The organism is Bradyrhizobium cedriense (assembly GCF_054602315.1).
Map to the genome: position 1 here is coordinate 889,792 of NZ_JBTSWB010000004.1, position 14,659 is coordinate 904,450.

The following is a 14,659-nucleotide window of genomic DNA, read 5'->3' on the forward strand; positions in this document are numbered from 1 at the left end:
CATCGCGCGATGGAATGGGTTTCTGGAGGGGCAGCCCCTTGGCCCGGATAGAACGGAGCGCCGATGCTGACGGCGAGAATCCAGGATCTCGCTTGCGCTCCACCCGGACAGCGAGGCCGCAGCGTGATCAGTGCGCCTCGGCGACCGCCATCGGGACCTGCACCGGCTCGTTGACGACATACTTCATCACCGCGGACCGGTAGAGCACGAACAGGGGCTGATAAGTCCGGGTCGCGTCATCCTTGACCATCGCCATGCGGCGATTGTCGAGCATCAGCCATTGGCCGTCGAGCCGTGCAGCGGCAATCGCGTGCTCCTCGCCGGCGCTCGTGTCGCGCACCACGACGATGCGGAGGTCTTCCGCAGCAACGCCTGCCAGCCGCAGCGCGGCGAGCTTGGCGATGGCGTAGTCCTCGCAATCGCCGGCGCCGCGCGCGAAGGTCGCAAGCGGCGCGCTCCAGACGTCGTCGGTACCGTCATTGGCGGCGTGGATGGCGAGATTGATGGCGCGGTTGGTCTCGCCGAGGCGCGCGCGGCCCTCGCGGGCGCGAGCCTGGTCGACGATGGCGAGCAGCTTCAGGGCCGCAGGGGATGCGCAATTGTCCCGGTCGCCGTCGCACAGCGCGAGCTGCACCATGTCGTCGTCGAGCTTGTTCTTCAGCGAGGACCATTTCTGCTGGAGTCCCCCGGACGAGATGGCAAAGGCGAACACGCCGAAAGGTTCGGCGGATTTGCGTACGAGGACGCCGGCGCCCGGCGACAGCAGCGTCCCGGCGCGAACCTCGGCGGCCGATCCGAGCAGGATCAAGCCGCACAAGGTAAGGATTGCGCGCCAGGCGCGCGAGCGAGCAGCGGTCTCCATCTGACATCCCCTTCCCAGGCTTCGCGAGATCCCCCTCGATCCGACGTGCCGGGCTTTGTTGCCTTCGCGGAGATAGTGCGAGTTCGGCCGTTTTGTTCTGCTTAACGCGCCCGGCAGGGGTTCTGAAACTGGAGGGCAAGCTGAAACAGGCCTGTCCAAATTGCGTAAAATTTTACGATTCGCGGGCTAGGAGCGGTCTCGCTGCCGCGAAATGGAGACCTTTGCAGGCAGAGGTTGCGAGCCGGCCGATTCTGCGCCCCATGGCTAACGATCCGCTATTTCGCGGGTTCTGTTAGTTAGGTCACAGATTTAGTTCCGTGTTTGCCGCAAGATGCTGCGGGGCATCACGAACGGAAGATGACGCAAATATCTGTTCGACCAATTATACGATGGATTACTTGGGGTGGCAGGAAATGCGTACATCTAAGCTGACTTCGACTTCAGAATGCTTCAAGTATGACTTCACCTTCTCTGGGGAGGCGCCGCCCCGCGGAGGCTCTTGCGGCCAAGTGACCCGAAATCACACAAGCAATAGATGGTTTCGCTAAGGACTTGGTAATGCTAAGCAAGCTTAGGCAGTCGATACTTACTTAAATTTTAACCCTTTTCACGGTGCCCGGTTGAATTACGCTGGCAAATTTGACGCCGCGATCTTCTTGGACGGCCAGGGTTTCGGCTCGCCCGCCTATGCCCCCGCCGATTCCTTTACAGCCAAGCCCTTCATCGCCAAGGGGCACGGCCATGTGCCTGATGGCGCGTTCGTTGTTCCCGACCCCAACCTGATCTTCGACGGCGAGTTCAAGCGCGCCGGCCTCGATCTCGTGCTGTCTCACGAAGGCCATGAGTTCGTGGTTCACGATTATTTCAGGGGGGACAAGCGCGCCGCCATCGCCTCGCCCGACGGCGCCCACCTCACTGGCGACATCGTCAACGCGCTCACCGGCCACGTTCAGGTTGCGCAGGCTGCGCCCGGCGTCGCTGCGGCCCAGGTCATCGGTCACGTCACGAAGCTCTCCGGCAGCGCGACCGCGATCCGCAACGGCGTGTCCGTCATCCTGAACAACGGCGACAATGTCGAGAAGGGCGACGTGGTCTCGACCGGCTCCGATTCGACGCTCGGCATCACCTTCATCGACGGCACCGTGTTCGGCCTGTCCTCCAATGCCCGGATGGTGCTGAACGAGATGGTCTACGACCCCAATGGGTCGAACAACTCCTCGCTGCTCAGCCTGATTGCGGGCACCATCACCTTCGTCGCCGGCGAGACCGCCAAGCACGGCGATATGAAGGTCGACACGCCGGTCGCGACCATGGGTATTCGCGGCACGGCGGTGCTGACCCAGATCAACTTCGTCATTCCCGCCGGCGGCGGCGATCCGCAGCCGCAGGCGAACTTCCAGGTGCTGGTCGAGCCGAACGGCACGACCGGCTCCTACATCCTGTTCGACAAGATCACGCTGCTGCCGATCGCGACGGTCAACCAGGCCGGCCAGATGATCCAGATCAGCGGCGGCAACGTCTCGATCACCAATGCGCTGATGTCGCCGGAAGTGCAGAAGCTGATCACGGACGTGTTCACGCTGAAGTTCACCGACAACAACACCAACACCAAGCTGACCACGAATTTCACCGACACCATCACGCCGTTCGGCGAAGGCCTGATCTTCAAGACGGCGTCGGGTTACTCTGCCACCCCGACCTTCGTGAACCTCAACCCGCCGGCATCCGAGGGGCCCGGCAATTCCCCGACCTCCGTCGGCCGTATTCCCGGCCAGCCGATTGTGCAAAGCTTCGACCTCGGCGGCAATGTGAGGACGGCGTTCGGATTGACAGAACGCGCGGACACCACCGGCGACACGCAGGCCGATACGATTTCGGGCCTGATCAGATTCGTCGATCAAAACCTCGGCGACCGGCCGTCGGTAAGCGTGAGCCTCGCCGAGGCGCCGAACTACGTCTACAAGAACGCGGGACAGCAGGACGTCACCGGCTCGCTCACCGCGCTTCAGAAGCAGAGCATCGCCGCGACGCAGATCCAGATCGGCGTCGTTGCCGATCCCGCCAACGAGAACAACGGCTCGGCGGTGTGGACCTACACGATCCCCGACAAGGTCTTCGACTTCCTCGCGGCCGGCGAAACCGTGACGCTGACCTACATGGTCCGCGTCGACACCAATTTCTCGGTGAGCCCCGAGTCAAGATTCGTCCCGATCACCATCACCATCACCGGAACGAACGACAAGCCCACCGTCGCGACATCGGGCGGCACCGTCATCGAGCAGGTCGGGACCGGCAACGATGCTCTGGACATCATCACTGGCACGGTCACCTTCACCGACGCCGATCTGACGGACCGGCCGATCGTGAGCGCGGAGCTCTCGTCCACCCAGCCGTTCAGATATCTCGATGCGGAAGGCAACGACATCACCGCGACGTTGACGCCCGAGCAGCTCGCGGCGATCTCCGCCGTCAAGGTGCCGCTGACCGTCGTTCAAGGCGCTGGAAACGGCAACAACGGAACGGCCACCTGGACCTACAGCGTTCCCGACCACTTGTTCGACTTCCTTGCCGAGGACGAGAAGCTGATCCTCAACTACGTGGTGCAGGTCGATGACGGGCACGGCGGTGTCGTCAGCACGCCGCTCACGGTGTCCATCGACGGCGCGGACGTCAATGTCGAGGGCACCAACGACGTGCCAATGATCGTCGAAGACGACACGGACACGACGGGCACGGTGACTGAGGATGCGGCGGCCACGCTCGCGGCGAATGGTACCATCACCTTCAACGATCCCGATCTCACGGACACGCACAGTGCGAGCTTCGTCCTGAAGTCGACGACGTCGAGCACGCATCTGCCCGGATTCAACAATGGCACCTCGCATATCGGCACGTTCGCGCTGACGTCGGTCATCGAGAGTCCCGGCGCCAGCTCGCGAGGGTCGGTCGGCTGGACGTTTACGCTCGACAACAGCGATCCGGTGCTCCAGTCCCTGGCCATGGGCCAGACCATCACGCAGGTCTACACCGTTACGGTCGACGACCATCACGGGGGGACGGTCACCAAGGACGTCACGATCACCATCACGGGGACCAACGATGCCCCGACCATCACCAGCGATGAAGACGCGGCGAAGGGCTGTGTCACCGAGGACGCGGGCCTGACACTCTCGATCCGCGGCACGCTGGCGATTCAGGATCTGGACCTGATCGACGTTCATACGGTGGATGCGGTGTTCACCTCGTCGTCCGTCAACTCGGCTCTGCCGGGGTTCGGCGCCAACGCGAACATCGGCACCTTCACAATCGATCCTTCGATGCTGGAATCCAACACGGACACCAACAACGGCGCTACGCTGGGCTGGCACTTTACGCTCGACAACAACAACGCGGTGCTGCAATCGCTGGCGCAGGGCCAGTCCATCACCCAGGTCTACACCGTCACCTTCAGGGACAATCACGACGCGACGGTCACGCAGGACGTCACGGTCACGATCAATGGCGTCAACGACGCGCCGACGATCACCAGTGGTGCCGCGGCCGCCGCCGGAGCCGTGACCGAGGATGCGACGCTGTCGATCGGTGGCACCCTTGAAATCCAGGATTTCGACCTGATCGACACCCATACCGCGCAGGCGGTGTTCAAGTCGTCGTCCGTCAGCTCGGCTCTGCCGGGGTTCGGCGCCAACGCGAACATCGGCACTTTCACAATCGATCCGTCTGTGTTCGAATCCAGCACCGATACCAATAGCAATGCGACGCTGGGCTGGCACTTCAGCCTCGACAACAGCAATGCGGTGCTGCAGTCGCTGGCGCAAGGCCAGACCATCACCCAGGTCTACACCGTTACCTTCACCGACGATCACGGTGCCCACGTATCGCAGGACGTGACCGTCACGATCAACGGCGCCAACGACGCGCCGACGATCACGAGCAGCGCCGCGGATGCCGCTGGAGCGGTGACCGAGGATGCCGGTGCGACGTTGTCGATCGACGGTACGCTGGCGATTCAGGATCCCGATCTGATCGATACCCACACGGCGGAAGCCGTGCTCAAATCGTCCACGTCAAGTGTTCAGCTTCCGGGTTTTGCCACGGGCACGCCGCTCGGCACCTTCACGATCGACTGCGCAGTTGCCGAGCTCAGCACCGACACCAATAACGGCGCGACGCTGGGCTGGCATTTCACGCTCGACAACAGCAATCCGGTGCTGCAGTCGCTGGCGCAAGGCCAGTCGATCACCCAAGTCTACGCCGTCACCTTCACGGACGATCATGGCGCCCAGGTCTCCCAGGACGTGACGGTCACGATCAACGGTGTCAACGACGCACCGACGCTCGACAACGCCACGCTGGCCGCTGTGGCCGGCAACGAGAGCGACCCGTGTGGAGCCGCGATCGCCGATCTCTTTGCGAACAAGTTCCAGGATGTCGACACCGGCGCTGGCTTCAAGGCCATCGCCGTGACGTCGGACGCTGCCACCGCTGCGCAGGGCACCTGGCAGTACGCGCTGGCCGGTACGAACCAATGGGTCGCCATCGGATCGGTTAGCGACACGCAGGCGCTGGTGCTGAGCCCCGATACGCTGATCCGCTTCGTCCCGGCCGATGGATTCACCGGGACGCCCGAGCCGCTGGGCGTTCACGCGCTCGACGACACTTATACCGGTCCCATTACGACCAACGCGTCGACGGCTGCGATTATCGACATCACTGCCACGGGTGCCGGCGGCTCCACGCCGGTCTCGCACGCGGTCGCCACTATCGACACCAGCGTGACTGCTCCCGCCGGCGGTCCGGTCATCAACACCGAGGGCTTCCGCCTCGAGCACATCATCGAGAACAACACTGACATCATCACCGATATCGTGGTCACCGACGGCGATGTCGGCGCCGCGACCGATGACTTCACCGTCACGTTGTCAACCGCGCACCCGGTTCTCAGCCATGTTGATCTCTATCCGACGTCAGGGACGCTCGAGGAGATCAACCTGGGATTCGAGACCGGCCTCACCTACAATCCGATCGGCGCCTCCTCCGATCCGGAGGCGGAGCCGCCCGCAACCGACCAGATCACGCTGACCGTGACCGACTCCGCCGGCCACTACGACACGGTCAACTTCATCTTCGCCGAGGGAGCGAGCGGCCAGGGTATCACCCTGACAGGCAGCGGTGGCAAGGACGTGATTTTCGCGACTGAGTCGAGTGATACGCTGATTGGCGGCGGGGCCAAGGATCAGTTCGTGTTTGCGCCGACGTCGTTGCAGCCTACGGTCGAGCACAGCTTGAATGATTTCGAGGTCGGGCTCGACAAAATCGACCTGCGGCAGTTCACCAGCATCACATCGTGGACGCAGCTCTCCGCGCTCGCGGAGCAGCAAGGCGCCGATACCGTCCTCAATCTCGATGGCAACGACAAGATCCTCCTGAAGAATACCGTTGCCGGCAGTCTCCACGCCGGCGACTTCATCCTTCATGTGAGTTAGGCGTCCCCCTCGGGCCGGTGGATCTTCATTTCGCTGTGATTGCGGAAAGAAAATCCCTATCCTCTGTCGCCGAACTGTTGCCCGTCCGCGTCACGGGAGCCCAGGATCAGACCCGAAGCGGTTGGCAGGAAGTCCGGTCGAAATGAAACGTCTCAAGATCCTGCGGCGGTGGTTTGCGCGGAAGCTCGGCCTTGCGCGGCTGATGTGCCTCGTGCTGCTGGTTCTGTTTGCCGGCGCCCGGCTCTGGGATCCACCGCCGATCCAGGAATTGCGGCTGCGTACCTTCGACATGTTCCAGCTGATCGATCCGCGCCACAAGACGGCGCGGCCGGTCACCATCGTCGACATCGACGACAAGAGCCTCGCCAAGCTCGGCCAGTGGCCGTGGCCGCGCACGCGGATCGCCGACATGATCCAGAACCTCACCAGCAACGGCGTGGTGGCGATCGGCTTCGACGTGGTGTTTTCGGAGCCCGACCGGCTCAACCCGGATCTGGTCGCGAGCCAGATGCGCTCTCTCGACGATGCCACCCGCGCCAAGCTGCGCGAGTTGCCGACCAACGACCAGATCCTCTCCGAGGCGATCAAGCGCTCGCGCGTGGTGCTGGGGGAGACAGGACAGCGGGCGATCTCATCCGAGCTCGACAAGTCGCTGCCGTTCACCGGCGTCGCGACGGTCGGTGAGGAGGGCGCTGAACGTTTCCTGTTCGAATTCCCCGGCCTGCTCCGCAACGTGCCGGTCATCGAGATGGTCGCGGCCGGCCGTGGCCTGTTCACCATCAAGACCGAGCGCGACGGCTTGATCCGCCGCGTGCCGATGGTGATGCGCGCCCAGGGCCACATCATGCCCTCGCTCAGCCTCGAGATCCTGCGCGTCGCCACGGGCACGCCGACGCTGCTGATCCGGACCGACAAGACCGGCGTGCGGGCCGTTCGCCTCAAGGGCGTCGAGATTCCGACCGACAAGAACGGTCAGCTCTGGGTTCATTATGCGCGCCAGGACCCTTCGATCTACGTCTCGGCGGCCGACGTCCTCGACAATACCGTGCCGCCTGCCAAGCTCGCCGGCAAGCTGGTGCTGGTCGGCACCTCCGCAGTCGGGCTCAATGACATCAAGACCACGCCGGTGTCCTCGACCATGCCTGGGGTCGAGATCCATGCCCAGGTACTCGAGAGCCTGCTGAGCGGCGCGGTGATCTCCCAGCCGAACTACGCACTCGGTGTCGAACTGATCGCCGCGCTCATCATCGGCCTGCTCGTCATCATCTTCACGCCGAATCTCGGTCCGGTGCGCCTCGTGCTCGCGGGCGCGACCTTCGCGGCCATCCTGGTCGGCGTATCCTGGTTCTTCTACGCGCAGTACCGCTACCTCATCGATTTCACCTATCCGCTGCTCTCGACCACGGCGATCTATCTGACCCTGATCTTCGCCAGCTTCGTGCGCGAGCAGCGTCAGCGCGTGCAGATCCGCGGGCAGTTCGCGCAATACATGTCGCCGGTGCTGGTCGAGCAACTGGCTCAATCGCCGGAAAAGCTGGTGCTCGGCGGCGAGGAGCGCGAGATGACCATCATGTTCTCCGACGTGCGCGGCTTCACCACGATCTCCGAGACCTACAAGCACGATCCGCAAGGGCTGATCGCGCTGATGAACCGCTTCCTGACCCCGCTCACCGACGTGATCATCGAGCGCAAGGGCTATATCGACAAGTACATGGGCGACGCCATCATGGCGTTCTGGAACGCGCCGCTCGACGATGCCGAGCACGAGGTCAACGCCTGCGAGGCCGCGATCCAGATGCTGGAGCAGATCGACGCGGTCAACAAGGAGCGCGAGCAGGAAGCGGCCGAAGGCGGCCACGTCTACATCCCGCTCAACGTCGGCATCGGTCTCAACACCGGTATCGGCGTCGTCGGCAACATGGGGTCCGACCTGAAGAAGAACTATTCGGTGCTCGGCGACAGCGTGAACCTGGCCTCGCGCCTCGAGGGCCAGTCGAAGGAATACGGCTTCCCGATCATCGTCGGCTCGAAGACGGCACTCGCGGTCAAGGACAAGTTCGCGATCCTCGAGCTCGACTTCATCATGGTCAAGGGCAAGACCGAGCCGGAAGTCATCTACGCCATCGCGGGTCGTGAAGACGTGATGCATTCCGGCGCGTTCCAGCGCCTGCGCAACGTCACCATCGAGATGCTCGGCTGCTACCGCGGCCGCGACTGGCAGGGCGCACTCGACGCCATCGAGCGCGGCCGCCGCAGCGAAGATGCCGACACGCTGGAGAAGCTGTTCAGGCTCTACGAGGTACGAATCAAGGATTTCCAGATCAATCCGCCGCCCGAGGGCTGGACCGGGGCATATGCGCTTCTGACGAAGTAGCGGCGCAAGTGTGGTCTTCCGCTGTTTGCCCACACTCCGTCATTGCGAGCGTAGCGAAGCAATCCAGACTGCCTCTGCGGAAAGATTCTGGATTGCTTCGCTACGCTCGCAATGACGAGCCTGTTGAGGCATTTGCGCGCAATGATTACGGGCGGTTGTCCCAGCGAATGCCTGGGCGACCGCGCTTATTGAAGGCAAGTGCTAAGGTCGCCCTCACTCCATCCCGATCGTCGTCAGATCCTGGAACCAGTGCTGCGCCTGGACGAACTGCTTGATCTTCGGTGACAGCGCGTGCGGGTTGGTGTCGTGGACCACCCAGACCAGCGTCGCATCGTCCACGATCAGCGCGTGCGCCTGGGCCAGCAATGCGTCCTGCTTGGCGCTGTCGAAGGTCTGCTTGGCCTCGTCGATCAGCGCGTCGACCTTGGGGTTCTTGTAGCCGCCCCAGTTGACGCCGACAGGTGCGATTTGCCCGGAATGGAAGAAGCGGACGATGGCGTAGAGCGGGTCAGAGGTGACATAGGCGATGTTGTTGGCGGTGATGCCGGCGTTCATCTCGTCGGCCGCGCCCTTTCGCCAATGCGTATAGAGCGTCTCGAGCTCGACGACCTTGAAGTCGATGTCGATGCCGATCTCCTTGAAGCTCTGCTGCAGGAACTCGTTCATCGGCAGCGACAGCATCTGGCCGGTGCCGCCTTGCGCAATGATGAAGGTGGTCTTGAGCGGCTTCGCCTTGGAGTAGCCGGCCTCCTCGACCAGCTTTTTCGCGGCGGCAAGATCATACTTCAATTCGAAGCTCGGCTTGCCGAACCACGGGCTCGACGGGTCGACCTGGCCCTTGGCCGGCTTGGCCAGACCGTTCATCAGTCCGACCACCGCCTCGCGGTCGACCGCAAGGTTCAGCGCCTTGCGCAGGCGGATGTCGGTCCAGGGCGAACCCGGCAGCACGCTCAGATGGTAATTCCAGACATGCGGCGTGACGTTATCGACGAGCTTCATGCCGGCCGCCTTCAGCTGCGGCACCGCGTCAGGCGCCGGCGTCTCGATCAGGTCCACTTGCCCCGCGAGCAGCGCGTTGGTGCGCGTCAGCGCTTCCGGCATCGGCACCAGCACGATCTTGTCGGCCTTTGGAATCCGCTTCTTGTTCCAGTAGTCAGGGTTCTTGGTCAGCTCGGCGAGCTCGCGCGGCACCAGTTTGGTCAACTTGAAGGGGCCGGTGCCCGAGGGCTGGCTGGCGAACTTGTCCCAGTCCTTGCCGAGCTTGTCATATTGCGCCGGGCTCGACACCAGGAACCACAGCATCTGATACGGGAAGAAGGAATCGACCGTCTTGGTGGTGATCTCCACGGTGGAGTCGTCGATCTTGGCGTAGTTCGCGACGGAAGGAAGGCGCGTCTTCACCTGCGCGCTCTGCCGCTTGTCGAACTGCGGCGCCTTGTCGTTGAGCACCTTGTCCAGGTTCCAGATCACCGCGTCGGCGTTGAATTCACTGCCGTCATGAAACTTCACGCCCTTGCGAAGGGTGAAGCGCCACTTCGTCTTGTCGGCGTCATCCACCTTCCATTCGGTGGCGAGGCCCGGCACCAGCTTGCCGGGCCGATCGGCGACGTCCATCTCCCAGGCCACGAGCGGATCGTAGATCGTGTAGGCCGTGAATTGATACGCGCCGGCGCCGCGATCGGGCTGGCCGGTTGTCAGCGGGATATCCGCCATCGAGATGCCGTAGCGCACCACGGTTTCGGCGCGCGCCGAGATTGCGGAAAGCGCCAGCGCAAGCACGGCGAGACAGGTCGACAGTCGAGTACGCATTGGCCCAAAGCTCCCAGGAGACATCGGGGTCGAACCTGCAATCTTGATGCCAGAATAGGCAGCGTGATGCCGCCGCGGGTGCGTCATCACAAGGACTTGTCGTAGCGGGGGCAATTTGCAGAATAACTTTCCCCATTGGCATAGCCATTGCATACGTGTGCATCAAAAATAGTCATCGAAGCCGGAAAAGGATTGAGGCGATGCTTATGAAGAACAAGAAGACCCGCACGGCGCTGATCGCGCTTTTGGCGCTCGGCAGCGCGGCGGCGTGGCCACGTCTGGCCAGCGCCGAAACCGTGCTGCGCATCGGCATGACCGCTGCCGATATTCCGCGCACGCTGGGCCAGCCCGATCAGGGATTCGAAGGCAACCGCTTCACCGGCCTCACCATGTATGACGCGCTGACCGGCTGGGACCTGTCCTCGGCCGACAAGGCGAGCGTGGTGATCCCGGGTCTTGCCACCGAGTGGAAGGTCGACGATGCCGACAAGACCAAGTGGGTGTTCAAGCTGCGCCCCGGCGTGACGTTCCATGATGGCTCGCCGTTCAACGCCGATGCCGTCGTGTGGAACGTCGAGAAGGTGCTGAAGCAGGACGCGCCGCAGTTCGACGCCAGCCAGGTCGGCGTCACGGCCTCGCGCATGCCGACGCTGGCCTCCGCCAAGAAGATCGACGACATGACGGTCGAGCTCACCACCAAGGAGCCCGACAGCTTCCTGCCGATCAACCTCACCAATCTCTTCATGGCGAGCCCGGCGAAGTGGCAGGCCTTCTATGACAAGGCCGAAGGCGCCGACGCCAAGGCGAAGTCGCAGGCCGCCTGGACGGCGTTTGCCAAGGAGGCTTCGGGCACCGGCCCGTGGAAGATGGCGAGCTTCACGCCGCGCGAACGGCTCGAGCTGGTCAAGAACGCCAACTACTGGAACAAGGATCGGGTGCCCAAGGTCGACAAGATGGTGCTCCTGCCGATGCCGGAGGCAAACGCGCGCACCGCGGCGCTGCTCTCGGGGCAGGTCGATTGGGTCGAGGCGCCGGCGCCGGACGCGCTGCCCGAGCTCAAGCAGCGTGGCTTCAAGCTCTACGCCAACGAGCAGCCGCATGTCTGGCCCTGGCAGTTCTCGCGCGTCGAAGGCTCGCCCTGGAACGACATCCGCGTGCGCAAGGCTGCAAACCTCTGCATCGACCGCGAAGGCCTCAAGGACGGCCTGCTCGCCGGCCTGATGGTGCCCGCGACCGGCACCTTCGAGCCCGGCCATCCCTGGCGCGGCAAGCCGACGTTCGAGATCAAGTACGACAAGGCGGCAGCGCAAAAGCTGATGCAGGAGGCGGGTTTCGGTCCCAACAAGAAGCTGACGGTCAAGACCCAGACCTCGGCCTCGGGCTCGGGACAGATGCAGCCCCTGGCGATGAATGAATATCTCCAGCAGGCCCTCGCCGAATGCTATTTCGATGTGAAGCTCGACGTCATCGAGTGGAACACGCTGTTCACCAACTGGCGCCGCGGCGCCAAGGACCCCTCGGCCAACGGCTCGAATGCGACCAACGTCACCTATGCGGCGATGGACCCGTTCTTCGCGCTGGTGCGCTTCCTGCAATCGGGCATGGCACCGCCGGTCTCGAACAATTGGGGCTTCATCAACAACCCCAAGTTCGATGAGCTGGTGAAGAAAGCGCGCCAGACCTTCGATCCCGCCGCACGTGACGCCGCGCTCGCCGAATTGCACGCGGCATCCGTCGACGACGCGGCCTTCCTCTATGTCGCCCACGACGTCGGCCCGCGCGCGATGAGCCCGAAGGTGACAGGGGTCGTGCAGCCGAAGAGCTGGTTCATCGACTTCTCGCCGGTGTCGATCAAGTGATGTGATAGCCACGAGTTCGATGCACCCTCTCCCCTTGTGGGAGAGGGTGGCTTCGCGACAGCGAAGCCGGGTGAGGGGTCTCTCTCCGCGGATTCCCCTTTCGCGTTCGTAACGACTGTATTCGCGGCTAGATATCCCTCATCCGGCGCTTCGCGCCACCTTCTCCCACAAGGGGAGAAGGAAGAAAGAAGTTAACGTGCTCGCCTATATCGCCCGACGCATCGTCTATGTCGTTCCGATCGTCATCAGCGTGGCGCTGGTGTGCTTTCTGCTCGTGCACATCACGCCGGGCGATCCGCTCGTTGCGGTGCTGCCGGCCGATGCGTCGCAGGAGCTCGCGGCGCAGCTTCGCACCGCCTATGGTTTCGATCGCCCGCTGCCGGTGCAGTTCGGCCTTTGGCTGCTTCGGGCCCTCCATGGCGATCTCGGCAATTCCATCGCGACCGGACGCCCCGTGCTGGCCGAGGTCATGCGTGCGGTCGGCAATACCGTCACGCTCGCGATTGCCGCGGCCATCATCGGCTTCACCATGGGTATCCTGCTCGGCCTGATCGCCGGCTATTTCCGCGAGACCTGGATCGACAAGGTCGCGACGTCCTTCGCCATCGCCGGCGTCTCGGTGCCGCATTACTGGCTCGGCATGTTGCTCGTCATCATCTTTTCGGTCCAGCTCAACTGGCTGCCCGCGGTCGGCGCCGGGCCCAGCGGCTCCAATTCCTGGGCCTGGGATTGGGCACATCTGAAATATCTCGTGCTGCCGGCGATCACGACCTCGGTGATTCCCATGGGCATCGTCACGCGCACGGTGCGTGCCCTCACCGGTGACATCCTTTCCCAGGATTTCGTCGAGGCGCTGCGGGCCAAGGGCCTGCGCGAAACCGGCGTGTTCCGCCACGTCATCAAGAACGCCGCGCCCACCGCGCTCGCTGTGATGGGCCTTCAGCTCGGCTACATGCTCGGCGGCTCGATCCTGATCGAGACCGTGTTCTCCTGGCCGGGCTCGGGCTTCCTGCTCAACTCCGCGATCTTCCAACGCGACCTGCCGCTGCTGCAAGGCACGATCCTGATCCTGGCGCTGTTCTTCGTGTTCCTCAATCTGCTGGTCGACATCGCCCAAGCCGCGATCGACCCGCGCATCAAGCGGGGCTAGAAGATGGGATCGAGCCCAGCTATCGCGACGACGGCAGTGCGCTCCCTCCCCCGCCTGCGGGGGAGGGTCGGGGAGAGGGTGTCTCCTCAATCGAGAACCCCCAAGAGGAGGAAGCCCTCACCCGGCGCTTCGCGCCGACCTCTCCCGCAAGCGGGAGAGGTGCAATGCCTTCCGGGCTTGCACCGATTGAAGCAATGCGCACTGGGAGCCAGCCGATGAGCGAGCTTCCGTTGTCCGCCACCGCCGACGCCGCGCTCCAGGCCGCGCCCGCGACCAAGGCACGCGGCTATTGGGCGACCGTCGGCCGCCGTATCATGCGCGACAAGGTCAGCATGGCCTGCGCGCTGGTGTTGCTGCTGATTTTCCTGTCCGCGGTTCTTGCGCCATGGCTGGGTCTCGAAGATCCCTACAAGGGCTCGATGATCCGCCGCCTGCGCCACATCGGCACGACGGGCTATCCGCTCGGCACCGACGAGCTCGGCCGCGACATGCTGGCGCGGCTGATCTACGGCGGGCGGCTGTCGCTGGTCATCGGCATCTTGCCCGTGATCCTTGCCTTCTGCATCGGCACCTCGCTCGGTCTCGTTGCCGGCTACGTCGGCGGCAAGCTCAACACCGCGATCATGCGGACCGTGGACGTGTTCTACGCCTTCCCCTCCGTTCTGCTGGCGATCGCCATCTCCGGCGCGCTCGGCGCGGGCATCCTCAACTCCATCGTGTCGTTGACCGTCGTGTTCGTGCCGCAGATCACCCGCGTCGCCGAAAGCGTCACCACCGGCGTGCGCAACATGGATTTCGTCGAGGCTGCGCGCGCCTCCGGTGCCGGCGCCTTCACGATCATGCGCGTGCACATCCTCGGCAACGTGCTCGGCGCGATCTTCGTCTATGCCACCAGCCTGATCTCGGTCTCGATGATCCTCGCCGCCGGCCTCTCCTTCCTCGGCCTCGGCACCAAGCCGCCGGAGCCGGAATGGGGCCTGATGCTGAACACCTTGCGCACGGCGATCTACGTCAATCCCTGGGTCGCAGCATTGCCGGGCGCGATGATCTTCGCGGTCTCGATCTGCTTCAACCTGCTCTCGGACGGCCTGCGCAGCGCCATGGACATCAGGAATTAGC

General features: G+C 63.5%; 7 protein-coding genes and 1 pseudogene. 6 read left to right on the forward strand and 2 right to left on the reverse strand.

Translation table 11 applies throughout. The features are described from left to right. Nucleotides 1–127: 127 nt before the first annotated feature. Nucleotides 128–862: a transglutaminase-like cysteine peptidase gene (locus ACYCVF_RS20850; protein WP_459599492.1), complete on the reverse strand. Its 735-nt coding sequence runs from the start codon at nt 860–862 to the stop codon at nt 128–130. A 620-nt stretch (nt 863–1,482) separates the two neighbouring features. Here ACYCVF_RS20850 and ACYCVF_RS20855 point away from each other — a divergent pair. The 3 genes and pseudogenes from ACYCVF_RS20855 to ACYCVF_RS20865 all read left to right on the forward strand — a co-directional run. Beyond that, a pseudogene (locus tag ACYCVF_RS20855) lies at nt 1,483–4,089 on the forward strand (VCBS domain-containing protein); the annotation flags it as partial. A 6-nt stretch (nt 4,090–4,095) separates the two neighbouring features. After that, a complete protein-coding gene (locus ACYCVF_RS20860) occupies nt 4,096–6,348 on the forward strand; it encodes a VCBS domain-containing protein (protein WP_459612937.1) in 2,253 nt (750 codons plus the stop codon). Between the two features lie 142 nt (nt 6,349–6,490). Beyond that, nucleotides 6,491–8,722, forward strand: a complete 2,232-nt coding sequence (locus ACYCVF_RS20865) for a CHASE2 domain-containing protein (protein ID WP_459599494.1) — start codon at nt 6,491–6,493, stop codon at nt 8,720–8,722. A gap of 213 nt (nt 8,723–8,935) precedes the next feature. Here ACYCVF_RS20865 and ACYCVF_RS20870 read toward each other — a convergent pair whose 3' ends face one another. Continuing rightward, nucleotides 8,936–10,531 (reverse strand): ABC transporter substrate-binding protein, encoded by a 1,596-nt coding sequence (locus ACYCVF_RS20870; protein WP_459599496.1) that lies wholly within the window; start codon nt 10,529–10,531, stop codon nt 8,936–8,938. Nucleotides 10,532–10,731: 200 nt separating this feature from the next. On the opposite strand from ACYCVF_RS20870, the gene ACYCVF_RS20875 reads away from it, so the two are divergent. The 3 genes from ACYCVF_RS20875 (at nt 10,732) to ACYCVF_RS20885 (ending at nt 14,658) form a co-directional block, all read left to right on the forward strand. Then, the gene (locus ACYCVF_RS20875) at nt 10,732–12,390 is read left to right on the forward strand and encodes an ABC transporter substrate-binding protein (RefSeq protein ID WP_459599498.1); all 1,659 of its coding nucleotides are present in this window, start codon (nt 10,732–10,734) and stop codon (nt 12,388–12,390) included. A 196-nt stretch (nt 12,391–12,586) separates the two neighbouring features. Beyond that, complete coding sequence (locus tag ACYCVF_RS20880) at nt 12,587–13,540, forward strand: ABC transporter permease (protein ID WP_024338965.1); 954 nt, start codon at nt 12,587–12,589, stop codon at nt 13,538–13,540. A gap of 215 nt (nt 13,541–13,755) precedes the next feature. Beyond that, nucleotides 13,756–14,658 (forward strand): ABC transporter permease, encoded by a 903-nt coding sequence (locus tag ACYCVF_RS20885; RefSeq protein WP_459599501.1) that lies wholly within the window; start codon nt 13,756–13,758, stop codon nt 14,656–14,658. Nucleotide 14,659: the final 1 nt, after the last annotated feature.